At 37.6% G+C, this 15334-nt stretch carries 14 protein-coding genes and 1 tRNA gene; 5 read left to right on the forward strand and 10 right to left on the reverse strand.

What is annotated here, in order from left to right:
* Window positions 1-125 precede the first annotated feature (125 nt).
* Genes AY601_RS20330 through AY601_RS20340 form a run of 3 tightly spaced genes read right to left on the reverse strand, consistent with a single transcriptional unit; the run spans window position 126 to window position 1260 of the window.
* Entirely contained in the window at window positions 126-455 is a 330-nt protein-coding gene (locus AY601_RS20330) for a helix-turn-helix domain-containing protein (protein WP_068404547.1), read from the reverse strand.
* The gene (locus AY601_RS20335) at window positions 455-685 is read right to left on the reverse strand and encodes a hypothetical protein (RefSeq protein ID WP_068404549.1); all 231 of its coding nucleotides are present in this window, start codon (window positions 683-685) and stop codon (window positions 455-457) included. Before AY601_RS20335 ends, AY601_RS20330 begins: the two co-directional genes overlap by 1 nt.
* Window positions 673-1260 carry a response regulator transcription factor gene (locus AY601_RS20340; protein ID WP_068404551.1) on the reverse strand — a complete coding sequence of 196 codons (588 nt, stop codon included), beginning with the start codon at window positions 1258-1260 and terminating at the stop codon, window positions 673-675. The genes AY601_RS20335 and AY601_RS20340 overlap by 13 nt, the downstream gene beginning before the upstream one ends.
* 161 nt (window positions 1261-1421) lie before the next feature.
* Here AY601_RS20340 and AY601_RS20345 point away from each other — a divergent pair, with 161 nt between their 5' ends.
* Genes AY601_RS20345 through AY601_RS20360 form a run of 4 tightly spaced genes read left to right on the forward strand, consistent with a single transcriptional unit; the run spans window position 1422 to window position 3423 of the window.
* Window positions 1422-2168, forward strand: coding sequence for a S24 family peptidase (locus AY601_RS20345; RefSeq protein ID WP_157288038.1), 747 nt, complete (start codon window positions 1422-1424; stop codon window positions 2166-2168).
* Between the two features lie 4 nt (window positions 2169-2172).
* Window positions 2173-2538 carry a hypothetical protein gene (locus tag AY601_RS20350; RefSeq protein WP_068404556.1) on the forward strand — a complete coding sequence of 122 codons (366 nt, stop codon included), beginning with the start codon at window positions 2173-2175 and terminating at the stop codon, window positions 2536-2538.
* A 1-nt stretch (window position 2539) separates the two neighbouring features.
* Window positions 2540-3070 (forward strand): DUF4468 domain-containing protein, encoded by a 531-nt coding sequence (locus AY601_RS20355; RefSeq protein ID WP_198163561.1) that lies wholly within the window; start codon window positions 2540-2542, stop codon window positions 3068-3070.
* A 5-nt stretch (window positions 3071-3075) separates the two neighbouring features.
* Window positions 3076-3423, forward strand: coding sequence for a helix-turn-helix domain-containing protein (locus AY601_RS20360; protein WP_068404560.1), 348 nt, complete (start codon window positions 3076-3078; stop codon window positions 3421-3423).
* Here AY601_RS20360 and AY601_RS20365 read toward each other — a convergent pair.
* From AY601_RS20365 to AY601_RS20390, 6 genes are all read right to left on the reverse strand, one after another.
* Window positions 3420-4580, reverse strand: coding sequence for a phage integrase SAM-like domain-containing protein (locus AY601_RS20365; protein WP_068404564.1), 1161 nt, complete (start codon window positions 4578-4580; stop codon window positions 3420-3422). The genes AY601_RS20360 and AY601_RS20365 overlap by 4 nt on opposite strands.
* 196 nt (window positions 4581-4776) lie before the next feature.
* Window positions 4777-4848 (reverse strand) — tRNA-Arg (locus AY601_RS20370).
* A gap of 4 nt (window positions 4849-4852) precedes the next feature.
* Window positions 4853-6961 carry a methionine--tRNA ligase gene (gene metG, locus AY601_RS20375; RefSeq protein WP_157288040.1) on the reverse strand — a complete coding sequence of 703 codons (2109 nt, stop codon included), beginning with the start codon at window positions 6959-6961 and terminating at the stop codon, window positions 4853-4855.
* A gap of 131 nt (window positions 6962-7092) precedes the next feature.
* Entirely contained in the window at window positions 7093-7608 is a 516-nt protein-coding gene (locus tag AY601_RS20380) for a hypothetical protein (protein WP_157288042.1), read from the reverse strand.
* Between the two features lie 30 nt (window positions 7609-7638).
* Window positions 7639-9090, reverse strand: coding sequence for a SusD/RagB family nutrient-binding outer membrane lipoprotein (locus AY601_RS20385; protein ID WP_068407763.1), 1452 nt, complete (start codon window positions 9088-9090; stop codon window positions 7639-7641).
* Window positions 9091-9113: 23 nt separating this feature from the next.
* The gene (locus tag AY601_RS20390; protein ID WP_084359363.1) at window positions 9114-12281 is read right to left on the reverse strand and encodes a SusC/RagA family TonB-linked outer membrane protein; all 3168 of its coding nucleotides are present in this window, start codon (window positions 12279-12281) and stop codon (window positions 9114-9116) included.
* Between the two features lie 596 nt (window positions 12282-12877).
* Here AY601_RS20390 and AY601_RS20395 point away from each other — a divergent pair.
* The gene (locus AY601_RS20395; RefSeq protein ID WP_068404571.1) at window positions 12878-13777 is read left to right on the forward strand and encodes a S66 peptidase family protein; all 900 of its coding nucleotides are present in this window, start codon (window positions 12878-12880) and stop codon (window positions 13775-13777) included.
* A 75-nt stretch (window positions 13778-13852) separates the two neighbouring features.
* Here the strand turns inward: AY601_RS20395 and AY601_RS20400 are convergent, their stop codons facing one another.
* Entirely contained in the window at window positions 13853-15334 is a 1482-nt protein-coding gene (locus AY601_RS20400) for a SusD/RagB family nutrient-binding outer membrane lipoprotein (protein ID WP_068404573.1), read from the reverse strand.

The raw sequence follows: 15334 nt of genomic DNA on the forward strand, positions 1-15334 counted from the left end.
CAGCACTTTAGGCCGCGTACCTGATGTTTGGTTTGATGATTGATTAATCATAACTTTGCTTTGCTTTAAAATGTTAAGGGGTGACTCTTGACTGATTTACCCAGGGTTGCTGCTCTGGGTATTTTTTATTTCCGTTTAGCTCTTCGGGTGTACGCTCTATCCTCTTCAATTTCATTTCCGACCTTGTAGTAGGTTTTGTCCATGAAAGAATCGACATCTTTTCTTTTGAACATTAGCTTACCACATACGTTCCTGCATCCTATTTCATGCTTATGATCCGTAACCCAATCCCTACTGAAGTGAGTATAATCCATTAAGTCCTGAACTGTCATATAAGGTTCTAGCTTTGTTTGCTTAACGCCTGCGGAAAGTTCTTGAACTTGTGACCCAAGCATTTCAATTTTAGAAATTAGATTGCTTAAAAGCTCGGTACTTACTATTGATATGCCTTCCATTATTTATTCCTCCAAACTTTTAAATATTCTAATCCTTTAATTACCTCTTTAACCGTTTCATATTCCCGATCAGGGAATTCAAACTTTATATCTTTACTGATTAGCGGAGCGACCTTCATCCTGTCTGCATACCAGAAGTAGATAGGTTTTTTTATCTCCTCCAACTTTCTCAGCGGCCCGATCCAGCTAAACTTCTCTTTTGGGGCCTCAATCACCTTTACCATATCCATTTTATAATTCCTTTCTTCGTTGCGAAATACACATACTCTGCTCTGGTACTCATGCCGGTCTTAGCTTTCATATTCTGCCAATGTTTTTTAAGTGTAGAAATTGAAATAAAAAGTGCATTAGCGATGTGCTTATTCGACATCATTGATTTTTTAAGAATCCGGATCTCCATTTTAGTGAGAGTACCATTCTTCACTTTGATACCGCAGCAGAGCTTTCCTTCTGCTTTACACTTGCCACGAAAACCACAATCAAAATATTCAGACTCTCCCATCATTCCGTTTACATCGATATCAGGATTAGGATCTAATCCTCCATATTTGCAGAATGCATAATGCTTCAGGTAATCCTCTTTTGCTAAGCCTTTTATTTTGCTTAATGATCGCATAGCGACATGGTTTTTAACCAGATCCTCTTCAAGTTTATATTTGATCCATTCAGGGAATTCGGAGAATGTATTATATACAATACCCTGGTTGATGCACCGGACATCAATGATGCCCTTCTGAGCGAAAAACTCGACACCGTTGTCAATCATTCCGGCGAAGTGTATATTTTGGTAAGTAGCTGTTAACATATAGTCCTTTTTAAGTATTGTCAGATATGGCGATAAACGTATCTTTGTTGTGTTGTACAATACAAATGTCAATAGAATTATTTTCTATTCAAATAGATAATTAGATTATTTATCTATTAAACATGCATCTATCTGATTTTCAGATAGATTTATTTTCTATTATGAACTTAAAAGAAAGAATTAAGACGTTTATTAAGCATTTAAGCATTGATGTTAAGACATTTGAGACAAAATGTGAACTATCAAATGGATTTGTAAATAACATTGGCCAGAGCATTAGAGAGAAATCGATGGGCCAAATTCTATCAGTTTATCCAGATCTAAATAGAAATTGGATATTGACTGGAGAAGGAAATATGTTAAAATCGGAAGTTAAATCTAATGCGTTAGATCTAGGTGACCTCCCTAGTAATTTTGAATTAGATGATACACCTCATATTGATCTTCCTGGAGGAGATATATTATTAGTATTCCCATTAGTAAGCGAGAGTGCCTATGCGGGTTACGCAGCGGGTTATTCAGATCCAGAATATATTGAACAATTACCTAAACATAGTATCATTGTGCAGGAATACCATAAAGGAAAATATAGGGGGTTTGAGGTTGTTGGCGACAGCATGGATGATGGAACTATAAAAAGTATACCAGACAAGAGCAGGGTCACGGGAAGGTTTTTGATGCATCATCACTGGAAGAATAAACTGCATTTGCACAGATATACTGAATTCGTTATAGTAAGAAAAGACGATGGTATTCAAGTAAAGAAAATCATAAAACATGATGTAGAGAATGGAATCATTACTTGCCATTCGACAAATCCAGATAAAGACTCGTATCCAGATTTTGAAGTTAATCTTGAAGATGTTCAGGAGCTATACAATGTTATTGATGTTTCAATAAGGAGATAGAAGAATGGTAAATAAAGACAGTATAAACAGAATGTACCGTGCTGCGGATGATGCCGCCTGGGAAAACAACCCTTTAATATTAGGATATGAAATCAGGCTATCTGAAACAACTAAGAAGGGCCATAGCTATTGTAGTAAATGCGTAAGTCTCGCTGGTAAATACCCCTCGAATTTTAAATGGACTGGATGGCATGATGGATGTATCTGTTTTAAAATCCCTATACTGATGGATGACGATATGATGGCTAAGTATCAAAAGCTTGTAGCCCAAGGACTTGATACACCTGGTGCAATACAAGAACTGCAAAAAGAAGTTCGTATAAAGGAAGTGCCGAAAAATTATCTAGATCTCTACCTAAATGAACTTTAACATGAAAAATACAATTATAATTTTAATGATGATGTTTTCTTGTTCATCATTTTCACAGGAAAAGCCGGATAGTCTACGTATGCCTTCAAAAGACGGAAGAGTAGAGATTTCTGAGGTTATTATTGTAAATAATAAAAAATCTGCTGAATTATTTAGTGACGCTCTGTTATTTATTGCGGAAAACTACAATAGTCCGCAAACAGTTACGAGGCTAAGCGACAGAACATCTGGCAAACTGCTTGTGAATACATTTTTTGTGGTAAGTGATTATTTCCATATAAAGTGCATTCTTGAATTAGATATTAAAGATGGAAAATATAAATATGTTTTTAAAGATTTCACCTATCAAGTGGTGGTTGAGAGCCTAAAAGGCGATTTAGCTCCAAAAGCGCAGGCCTTCGACACTGTTTTTCCAAGCAAAAATTACAAAGATCCAAATGTATATACAAAACTGGCCATCGGTACATTGGATTCAATCAATCTACTAATCACGAATCTTAAAAAGACGATGAGTAAAAACGACTCATTCTAATAAACATGCAAACACTAGATTTAAAAACAATTGGGGCGCGTATTAGAGGGGTCCGTGAAGAACAAAATTTGACTCAGGAAGACTTCGGAAAAGTTGTAGGTGTAAATATGAAAACAATTTCTCTCCTGGAGAATGGACATAGGAAACCATCTCAGGAAGTCTTGTCAATTATTTCATCTAAATACAACATAAACCTTGACTGGGTAAGCACTGGTAATGGGGAAAGAATAAGTAATAAAAAGTCAGATCCGAAATCGATAGACAATTTACTTGCAAAAATTACTACTCTGGAATTGGATCTAGCACAAATGCGCGCAATAATGGAACAAATACTTAGAAAGTTATCTGATTAAAAGATAAGATCCGCTGCATCATCCAGCTCATCATCCTTTCTAATATCTTCGAGATATTTTTGATGAACAGCTAACGAACTATGTCCAAGTAGGGGCATAGTAAGCATTGGATTCTTTATTGCAACATCTGCAAACTTAGCGTAAGTATGTTTTGCCATATGACTACTTACATTTTTTTTAACACCTGCGAGCTTAGATATAGGCTTAAGATTATAATTTATAACAGCCGTACAAGATTCCTTGTGTTTCAGCCTTTTTTTATCGTTCTCAATAAAATCTAATTTGGGATCTGGTTTCCACTTAAAGAATGGAAAAAGCCTTTCATACTTATTCAGGTATTTGTTAACTATAACTTCCGCTTCCGGGAGTAGCTTAATATCGTAATGCCGGCCAGTCTTGTCAGACATGTACCTGAATCTTGAATTTTTGAAGTGCTCACTTGTTGCCTGCAAAAGATCCCCAACCCTTACGCCACGTAAATAGACTTGAAGAACGAAAAAATCCCTTACAGGAATTAATCTTGATTCTTCCGGCAGTTCTAAATTGGCAATGGCAATAAACTCATCACGTGTGAGCTTTTGTTTCAAAGTTTCCTTACGGCCGTGAGTAAAAGATTCTCCTGTTGAAGTAAGGACCCCACCATTAGTAGTAATAGCCCTCTTCAAAACTTTTAATTTCTTATTTATTGAATTATCCTTATTTCCTTTATTCACTAACTTGCCTACAAATTTATTATACCAGGCTGAATCAATGTTCTTCAATGGAATTTTAAGATTTGAATAAAATGTTTTAAGATCATTGAACACAGCCGTGATAGACGCATGCCCAGCATGCTTCCCGGCATCAGAAAGCCTTTCTAACTCTAATTGAATAACTTCCTCTAAAGTAATATTAGATACTGTCAAAAATGGATTTTCTCCAACTAATACCGCTTTCTCGGCCTCGGCAACTCTATCAGAAATCATCACATTAATCAGTGAGTAATTTTCAATTTTTTTATTGACACGCTTTGTTGTATCGTCCCACTGATCCTTTGTACAAGTATGTAGTTGCTTCCTCTTTACAGCTTTGTTTCCATCAATAATCTGTAACATTATAGGATGCCTGCCCCCGGAATATGTTTTGTGCGTATACAGAATCACTTTGACGGAAGCCATGGTGTAAATTATTTTAGGGCGGTGTAAATAATATTTATTAGTTTTTAGAAGGGCAATTTACACGCGGTGTAAATCAAGTGTAATATATATTACCTCATTGAGCCTAGCCCTTCCGAACAAATATATTTAAAACAGCTGTAAAAACAAACAGCGGAAGCCTTCTTTAAGAAGACATCCGCTGTGCATTGGGTGAATGTGGTCCCGACGAGAATCGAACTCATATCTAAAGTTTAGGAAACTTCTATTCTATCCGTTGAACTACGGGACCTGTACTACCTGATTACGCTTCCACTCACATGGTTTTGTAAAGGCGACACAAAAGTAAGTTTTCCATCTGAATTTTCAGACATTAAAATCATTCCCTGAGATAAAATACCTTTAATTTCTCTCGGAGCAAGATTGATCAATAAGCTAACCTGCTGACCAACTACTTCTTCTGGAGTAAAATACTCCGCAATTCCTGAAACAACCGTACGCTCATCCAAACCTGTATCCAAAGTAAGCTTTAACAACTTCTTCGTCTTCTCTACCTTCTCAGCAGCGATTATTGTCGCTACACGGATATCCATCGCACTAAACTGATCGAAATCTATATTCTCTTTAGCAGGAGCTACCACTACATTAGCCGCTATATTATCAACTTTACTCTGGTTTAACTTGTCAATCTGAGCCTGAACATCAGTATCTTCAACCTTTTCAAATAACAAAGCAGCTTCATTCAGCTGGTGACCTGGCTGCAATAAATCTATCTTACCGGCATCTCCCCACAAATGAGCCTCGTGGTTTAACATTCCTCTTAACTTCTCTGCCGTGAATGGTAAAAATGGTTCTATTAAAATCTCCAGACCAGCAACAATCTGCAAACTGATATTTAAAATAGTTTTTACCCTGTCTTCATCAGTTTTAATAACCTTCCATGGCTCAGTCTCAGCCAGATATTTATTTCCTAAACGTGCTACATTCATCACCTCAGTTAACGCCTCTCTAAACCTGTAATTCTCTATAGAAGCGCTGATTTTTGAAGGATATAAAGCCAGTTCATCAATCACCTGCTGATCTTGCTCATTTAACGTCATTAGCTCAGGCACCTTGCCTTCAAAATACTTATGCGTCAATACAACCACCCTATTGATGAAATTGCCTAATACAGCAACTAACTCATTATTATTTCTAGCCTGAAAATCTTTCCAGGTAAAATCATTATCCTTGGTTTCAGGCGCAGTCGAAGTCAAAACATAACGCAATACATCCTGTTTATCCTTAAACTCAACCAGGTACTCATTCAACCATACCGCCCAATTTTTAGACGTAGAAATCTTCTGCCCTTCTAAATTCAGGAATTCATTTGCAGGAACATTGTCAGCAAGAATATAATCCCCATGCGCCATTAACATCGCCGGGAAAATGATACAATGGAATACAATATTATCTTTTCCAATGAAATGTACCAGCTTGGTCGTATCGTCCTTCCAGTAATCTTCCCATTTCCCCTCTACTACATTATCCTTTTTCAGGTAATATTCATCAGCCTTAGGATTTTTACCTTCCGCACCAGCATAACGGAACAATTCCTTTGTCGCTGAGATATAACCAATCGGAGCATCAAACCAAACATATAAAACTTTGCCTTCAGCATCTTTTACCGGAACCTTAACGCCCCAGTCCAGATCCCTGGTCATCGCTCTTGGCTGTAAACCTGCGTTTAACCAGCTTTGACACTGACCAGCAACATTTGGCTTCCACTCTTTGTGGCTTTCAATATAAGTTCTTAATTGCTCTTCGTATTTCTCTAATGGTAAGAACCAGTTTTTTGTCTTTCTGCGGACCGGGGGCTCGCCAGATAAAGTTGACTTCGGATTAATCAGGTCAGTTGCATTCAGCGTACTTCCGCAATTCTCACACTGATCACCATAAGCATTTTCGTTTCCGCACTTCGGACAAGTTCCGGTGATATAACGATCAGCAAGGAAAGACTGTGCTTTCACATCATAATACTGCTCCGTTACTTCTTCCGTAAAAATGCCCTTATCGTAAAGGGTCTTAAAGAAATCAGATGCAGTTTCATGATGCATTTCAGAAGAAGTACGGTGATAGATATCAAAAGATACACCGAACTCTTTAAAAGAATCCCCTATGATTTTATGATATTTATCAACAACAACCTGTGGAGTAACACCTTCTTTTTTGGCCTTTAATGTAATAGGTACACCATTCTCATCAGAACCACAAATAAATTTAACATCTCTTTTATTTGAACGAAGGTAACGTACATAAGTATCAGCAGGCAAATAAACACCAGCTAAATGCCCAATGTGTACCGGACCATTCGTATAGGGTAAAGCCGCCGTAACGGTATATCTTTTTATCTTACTGTTATCCAAAACTATTTATATTATTTTATCAAAGATAAGATTTTTGACCCTGATTAAACAGCCCGGAAGTAAGATTTAATAAAACAGAAAAAGGGTGCCCAAAACATCAGGCACCCTTTTTAAAGAATAAAATAGTGTTACTATTTATCTACATACACTCTTACATAAGTAGGAACAATTACCTGACCATTATCTAAAGTGATCATGAAGTAAAAGTTTCTAGCCAGAAAACTGGTTGCAGTACCAGATGTTGCAGCAGTTGGCATAGTCGTAACAGAAGTATTTGTTTTAACACGGTACTCTTCCAGAGTTGTATTAAATGTGATCGAAGTAGTTCCTGTACCAGCTATTGGTCCTGTAACATACAAACCTGTTGTAGCCTGCACACTTCCATAAGCTGTACCTGCTGCTACCTTTGTTATTTCCTTTATTGTTCTTCCTGAACTTGCAGGGATTTCAAGAACAATTTTAATAGCACCACCGCCAGAAAACGAGGTACTAACTGCCGGAGCAGTGAAAATCCCGATTTTATTCGTTACAGTTACAGGAACGTCAGGAAAATTATTCTCCAATGAAACGTTATCCTTCTTACAAGAAGTCATCGCCATTGTAATAATTACACCCAGGGATAATATTGATTTTATATATAATTTCATAATATTCATTTATAATAGTTACTTAATATCTTATAATCCCCACCAAACTTTCTGATCAGTCTTAGGACGAGGCTTAGGTTGATTCGGGTTACCATTTCCTTCAGTCGTAGTGTAAGGCAAACGTTTAGGGATTACAGATGGATTATCACCACCAGTAACATTTAACGCTAAAGCTAACACAGGAAACCCTGTTCTTCTGTAATCGTTATAAGCCTCAAAACCATTACCAACCCAAGATAGATACTTTTGAGTAATAATTTGTTTCAATTTATCCTGAGTAGTTCCTGTTAAGTTAACTACAGCTGGATTATTTGTGAAGTAAGTACTGATTTCTGCTGCAGTCATACCCGCTTTAGCCATAGAAGCAGTTATACCAGCCTGGTACAATACATTTGCATCACCAGCCGTTCCTAAAGTAAGTGCCGCTTCAGCCAGGTTAAATTTAGTCTGGAAAGCAGTTAAAAGCCTTGCAGGAGCTTCACCCGTTACACCTACAACATAAGTGTTATAAATAGAACGTGTAGCAAGAGTTGGAGCAGCACCACTCGCACCGTTTTCAAAAGCAGTAAATTTCCCCCCTGGTTTAGTATAAAATTTAGCAAGTCTCACTGTATCATTTACTGATTTAGATAAAGTCAGTAAGCGTGAACTTAACATCTCATTATTCTTGAAACTTCCTGAGATATCCTGAACATACATTGGGTTCTGGTTATTTAATGAAGTTGAAAAAGGAACTGCAAAATCAAATTTTCCATCATCAATAACACCATCAGCGCTTGCCAATACAGCAGTCACTGTTGATGTTGCCAATGGTTTACTTACATTCGAAACAGTAATTGCAAATTTCAGCAATAGTGAATTTGCTGCTCTTTTCCATTTAGACAGATCACCGCCATAAACAAGATCATCTGCACCCGGAACTAAAACAGAAGATTTATTGAGGTCAGCAATACCAGCTTTTACAAGGTCGAAAAGACCAACAATTCCTAAAGCTGAATTTCCCTGGTAAATATCCTCTTGCTTATCATAACGTGGTTGAGGAAATTGTAAACCGAAACCCGCCTGAGAATAAGGAACATCACCCCACATATCAGTTGCCATAGACATAATATAAGCTAACTCAATTTTTGCAATACCTGAATAAGCAGGATTAGCAGCCTCATTATTTTTAATGATGATTCTTAAGTTATTTACGATCCCGCTATAAATCTCAAAATCCCATTGGTTATTAAATGAACCATCGTAATTGTAAGAATCATAAGTAAGACCGGAGTTTGCTACCCCTGCATTATATTGTACAAGAATAGAAGAAACCCTTCCAAGCTCATTGGCATTTGTAAACCCAAGACCGATCGTTGTATTCGGTAAAAGTACCTTTGCAGGAACTTCCGTTGGATCATTTGGGTTCTGATTTATATCTGTATATTTTTTGCAGGATGCAAGTGATAGTGTGCATAATGCAAATAGTATTGTCTTTTTCATATTTATATCTTTTAATATTCCCATTAGAAAGTAACTCTTAAACTAGCACCAAAATTCCTGGTGTTTGGAGCGCTTTGCAGTTCCAGACCACGAATATTTCCAGCTCCCTGAGTACTTAACTCTGGATCAACCGGGCTATTTGGCGCGTAGTAATAAAGATTTCTTCCATAAACTGTTAAACGAATATTTTTAATAGCTTTTGTTTTTAAAACACTTCCAGCAAGGTCATAGCTTAAAGTAATTTCTCTGATTCTCAAAGTAGTTGCATCAAACACGTTGAATTCACCACCACCAATTCCACCAAAACCACCGTTCCAGTAAGTCTGACCAGGAATTTGAATATTATTCGGTCTGAAAGTACCATCACTGTTCTGGATAACACCTGGCAGGATATGTGGTTGCTCACGGTCAACAGCAGTAACCTCAAGAGAACCATTCTGTCTTAAAGTAGATGCTGTCCAGGAAACGATATCTCCTCCTTTTTTGAAATCAACTAATCCTGAGAAAGTGAAGTTTTTAAACCTTACAGTATTAGTCATACCCGCAGTCCATTGTCTGTTTGGATTAGCAATGATCTGATTAGGATTTAATGAAGAATTATATAAACCAGTATTTGGATCTACGATTAACTCACCTGATGGACTACGTTGATATTTACTACCCACAATCACACCAAAAGGCTGGCCTTCATAAACAGATGGGATAACTCCACCAAAAACTGAACCTGCAATCTGGAATGAAGTAACACCCGGTGCTATGTAGATAACTTTACTATCATTTTTAGAGAAGTTAGCTGAAATATCCCATGATACATTTTTAGTTCTTACAGCACTTCCGTTCACCATTAATTCAACACCTCTGTTTCTCAACTGACCAATATTTGTAGTCTGGCTTGTATACCCTGAAGAAGCAGGTAATGCCACATCTACAATCTGGTTTTTACTTCCCTGAGAGTAGAAAGTTGCATCAAAAGTAAGTCTGTCTTTGAAAAAGCCAAAGTTTGCACCTACTTCATAAGAAGTAGTAAATTCAGGTTTCAAATCAGGAGCTGCAATTCCATTGCTTGCACCGAATCCGGCAATTGGACCAAAAGGGAAAGAAACACTAGCTGTATTATTTCCGAAGGTACCGTTCTGGTAAGTATCCTGAATCCTGTAAGGAGCTGCATCTCTACCCACTTTAGCAATGGAAGCACGAATTTTTCCTAAAGAAAAAACATCAGATTTAATATCAAATGCATCACTGAAAACAAAACTCGATGAAACTGATGGATAGAAATATGTATTATTATTTGTAGGAAGTGTTGAAGATTGATCAATACGGCCAGTTGCCTCTAAAAACAAATAGTTGTTATAACCAAATGAAAGCTGAGTGTAATAGCCTAAAAGACGTCTCTTCGTATCATTTTCAGTAGTATTCGTAAAATTGGTTGAATTACTCACATTCGTGAAACCAGGAATTGCAAGCCCTAATCCTGATGCGGATACATTCTGATAAATTCTCTGGTTAAAATTCTGACCCAATAATGCTGTAGCACTTAAACCGTCTGTGAAAAGATCTTTTTTCTTAGCCGTAACGATTAAATCTCCATTCAACTCATTTCTATAAAAGGTATCGTCCTGGATTGCACCGCCAGAACCTGTTGCCTGAGTCGATCCAATTGTAATATAACGCTTTCTTCTATCAGTATAAGTATCCAGACCAATTCTGTAACTTACATTTAACCAATCCAATACATCATATCCAACGTTAACATTTCCCAAAAACCTGGTCAGGTTACTTGTAAATGTGTTTTCGTGTGCAGCATAAAAAGGGTTATCTCTTCCTGGAACATACCAGTTATTGCTACCATCAGGTTTTTTATAGTTATTTTCATAATAATCAAGATCAGTACTTCTTGTTACGCCGTACAAACCGAAGATTGTACTTCCTGCTCCGTTACCCTGAGTAGTTGCACCGTTTTGTAAAGTATTGAAATAATTAATACTTCCAGCAATAGTCAGCTTATCTGATAAAGCCGACGATGCAGAAAAAGCAGCATTCGTTTTTTTGAATTCCGAAGACGGCAGGATCCCTGTTGTACTTGAATTTCCTATAGAGAATGAATAATAGTTTTTAGCATCTCCACTGTTTATCGAAAGATTATTATCCCAGGTATGACCTTGTGCAAAGAAATCATTGATGTTGTTAGCGAAATTTGTGTAAGGAATAACGTCACCTGGCTTATAAGTAACCCCGTTAACATAAGGTGATGTACCTGGTGCAACGATTAAGCCATTTGCCAAAGTTGGAACAGTTCCGAATTTTGGGCCTAAGGAGTTACCTGAAATTGCGTTAAACAAACCACTCGCCCCTTGTCCATACTCATTTTGTAATTTAGGGAAACCATAAACATTTTGAACACCATAAGCGCTGTTTAATGCAATAGATAATTTTCCAATTCCGCCACTTCCTTTTTTAGTAGTGATGACTACTGCTCCATTGGAAGCTCTTGAGCCATATAATGCAGCAGCACCTGGTCCTTGTAAGATGTTGATCGATTCAATATTGTTTGGATCTAAATCTAAAGCCCTGTTTGCTGGTTGGTTACCATATAAGGTACTTACTGTTTGATCCAGGTCATTACTGATTGGAATACCATCTACCACAAATAATGGTTGATTGCTTCCCGAAAAAGAAGACATACCACGTAAAACAATGTTTGTAGATGCACCTGCGCTACCGCTGGCTCCGGTAATCTCAACACCTGCAACTTTTCCTTGCAAAGCATTCAAAATGTTTGCGTCACCTCTGTCAACAAGCTGATCATTTTTAATTGTTTGAGTAGCATACCCAAGACTTCTCTTGCTTTTTACTACACCCATAGCCGTTACAACTACTTCTCCCAATTGCTTTGAATCAGCAGAAAGAGATACGTTAATAACATTTCCAGAGCCGATAGCTCTCGTTTGAGGAATGTAACCTAAAGACAAAAATTCTAATTCTTTTGCGTTAGCAGGTACTTTGATGGAATATTTACCGTCTGCCGCAGCACTTGTTCCGGTGGTAGTTCCTTTGACCTTCACAGTTACGCCTGGCAATGGCAACCCATCTTCTTTGCCTGTAACTGTACCGGTAATTGTTCGTTGCTGAGCCATTGCAGGAATTGCAAAAAGCATAAGCATGAACAAACTTTGTAGAAGTTTTTTCATAAATTCTTTGGTGTTTAGTTTAGTTAATTAATCCAATATAGCCGATTCACTTAGAGAAAAGCTCGGAAAACCACTCAAAAAGATCATTATGACAGTTTCATGACTAAAACGTTAAAATGCTGCACAATAAACCATTAGAAACTATAAACACCTGAATAAAGAAACATTTTATAGTTAAAATAGCGCTATAATTAACTACTAAAATATTATAACCGTAAAAAAACTACAATAAATAATTAATTATCACGTTTAACGCTTAATTTCTATAACAGTATACGGTTATCCAGAATTAGAAAGAAAATATTGCAACCAGATGATTTTTAGAAAAACGATTAATCAGCATAAAAACAGATTTTGAACTTAAATTATCTAATTTAAAATAATGTGTTCATCATCCATAGCTTCAGAAGAATAATTATAACCCGAAAAGAAAACACACCTATAACTGTAAAGAAAAATTAGCATTAGAATGAGCTGATCTGGCGTCTGATTTTTAATGATAATGCCAGAAACAAAGCATCCGGAAAACTGTTTGCTTATATTACCATAATTCAAGACTATTTTGCATTCTTTTGTAAGCGTTTAAACAATTACCTATGAATATTCAACCTCCGTATTTAAAAAGGGGGGACAAGATTGCTATTGTCTGTCCTGCATATAAATTAAAAAAATCTATTGCTCCTGCAATTGCGCTGTTAGAGACCTGGGGACTCCAGGTTATCCAGGGAAAAAGTATCCATGCGGACCATTTTCAATTCGCAGGAGATGATGAGCTAAGGACAGCAGATTTTCAAAGGTTTCTGGATGACACAGCTATTAAAGCAATCCTTGCCGCAAGAGGTGGCTATGGAGGTATCCGGATTATTGATCAATTAGATTTTACCGGATTCCATAAAAATCCAAAATGGATAGCTGGCTTTAGTGACACAACCGCTTTACTTTCTCATATCCAGGCGGTATTTCATACCCAAAGTATTCACGGACAGATGCCCGCCTCATTCGAAGCCGGAACGCTCTTATCTTTAGAAACACTGAGAAAAGCTTTGTTTGGGGAAGAACTTTGCTATACCTATACCAGTACAGCCACAAATCGTCCGGGTAAAGCAGAGGGGGTTTTAATTGGCGGGAACCTGTCAATGTTAGTTGCCATGCAAGGTTCAGTTTCGGAAATGGATTATGCTGACAAGCTCTTATTTCTGGAAGATGTCGGTGAGCATGAATACGCCATAGACAGAATGTTACGCATGTTGAAACGCGGCGGGAAATTAGCACGTTTAAAGGGGTTAATTATTGGAGCGTTTAATGAGATCGAACCACAGGAGATCCCTTTTGGACAGACGCCAGAAGAGCTGATCATGGATATCGTCCGGGAATACGATTATCCCGTCTGCTTTAACTTCCCTGTCGGGCACATTCCGGACAACCACGCATTGATTATTGGAAGTACCGCTGTGATAAATGTAAATGACAATGAAGTAACCCTATCTTATCAATAACGATCACTAAAAATTATCTTACAAAAAAAGCGGCTATCAAATGATAACCGCTTTTTTTAATAGGATAATTTTTGTTTAATTCTTTTTACCCCACCAAACTGGAACATTTAAAGCAATGGTACCAGGATAGTTCAAGTTAGTAACAGATTCACTGTTAGGATAAAGCATTCTTCTTGGCCCTACAGCAGTACCCGCTGGCGCAGCTTTTGAAATGATCAGGAAATCAGGATAACCTGTTCTGCGATATTCAGACCAAGCCTCAAAGCCCTGGAATCCACACAATGCATAATATTTCTGCGTGATAATCGCTTTAACTTTTGCCTCAGGCGAAGCTGCTGCGGTTAAAGCTAATTGTCCGTCTCTTGCTGTAGTAATGTAAGTTGCAGCTATAGCAGCATCAGTAATTCCGGTCGCAACAAAACTTGCATTGATTCCTTTCGCAAATAAATCATTAACATCACCAGTTGCCCATCCTCTTGCTACAGCTTCTGCCTGCAAGAAATAACTTTCCGAAGCAGAGATAAACTTAACAGGAGCAAGCGCTGATTGTGCATTGTTAGGACTTGCACCTACCAAAGCAGAAGGAGTCGACACAACAGATGTTGGAAATTGAGCAAAAGTCCCTTGCACTAAAGTTGTAACAGTAGTCGTTCCTGCAACAGGAACATAAAGCTGAAGAACCCTTGGATCATTATTTGCAACAAATTGATCCACAGCTGTTGCACTCGCAACAAGATTCTGTGGTTTACCTAAACCAACGATCTCACTATAAAGCGGGTTATCGTTACCACCAGTAGAACTATATTTAATTGACGCATCCTTAGTCAGGAAAACAGGGCTGGTTGCATATAATGCAGCTATACCTGCGCTAGCTTTAGCAGGGTCAATGTTTGTTAACCTTAAATAAGCTTTAAGTTTTAAAGTATTAGCGAAAGCTTTCCACTGTGCCATATCACCCTGGAAAACCACATCCTGAGAACCCGGAGGTTTAACTGCATTCGCTACGCCAATCAAAGCAACTCCTTTATCTATGTAATTGAAAATGCTATCATAAACAGCAGCCTGAGCAATATACTTAGGTGACAGATTAGTAGTTTGTAATGCATCTCCAACAGGAATATCGCCAAACGCATCAGTCGCAAGCTGGAAAGTATATGCTTTAGTTAAATAAGCGATACCTTTTGTCTGCTCAACGCCACCTACTTTACTATCAATAATTAGTTGCGCATTGATTAAAGCTTTGGTATAAATACGGTTCCATACCTGATCGAAAGCCGTATTTGGATCATTGTAACGCTCAATCGATCTATACTGGCTCGCACTAGGGCCTTGTGTCCAATATTGACCCCAGATATTACCATAAACCTGGAAATAATTTCCGACTACTGTACCAACAGCAACCTGTGAAACAGGCAACAATAAGTTAGGATCTGCAGTACTTGGTTTATTAGGATCCTGGTTAACGTCTAAGAATTTTTTACAGCCTGATAAACCTACCACGCCAATAAAAACAAGAAGCAACAACTTCTTAGGATTAAATATATACTTTGCGCTCAT

It is taken from the genome of Pedobacter cryoconitis, assembly GCF_001590605.1.
Taxonomy (GTDB): Bacteria; Bacteroidota; Bacteroidia; order Sphingobacteriales; family Sphingobacteriaceae; genus Pedobacter; species Pedobacter cryoconitis_A.